This window comes from Methylobacterium sp. J-088, from assembly GCF_022829295.1.
Taxonomy (GTDB): domain Bacteria; phylum Pseudomonadota; class Alphaproteobacteria; order Rhizobiales; family Beijerinckiaceae; genus Methylobacterium.
Window position 1 is genome coordinate 1 of record NZ_JAKSYH010000274.1, and the last position, 301, is coordinate 301.

At 74.4% G+C, this 301-nt stretch carries 1 protein-coding gene; it reads left to right on the forward strand.

Going from position 1 to position 301, the window contains the following annotated elements; genetic code table 11:
• Positions 1 to 301, forward strand: a 301-nt coding sequence (locus MKK63_RS29910; RefSeq protein ID WP_244008001.1) for a methyl-accepting chemotaxis protein, incomplete at both ends; no start/stop codon positions are given.

Sequence of the window (301 nt, forward strand, 5' to 3'; positions counted from 1 at the left end):
ACCGCCGTGGCCCGGATCGGCGACGTGGTCGGGCTGATCACATCGATCGCCTGCCAGACCAACCTGCTCGCGCTGAACGCCACGATCGACGCGGCGCGGGCCGGCGCCGTAGGCCGTGGCGTCGCGGTGGTGGCCTCCGAGGTCAACGCGCTGGCCGAGCAGACCGCGAAGGCGACCGCGGAGACCGGCCAGGAGATCGCCCGGGTGCAGGGCGTGACCGGTCAGGCGGTCGGCCCGACCGGCACGATCACGGCGCGGATCCGTGCGCTGCACGCAGTGTCAACCGCGACGGCAGCGGCGG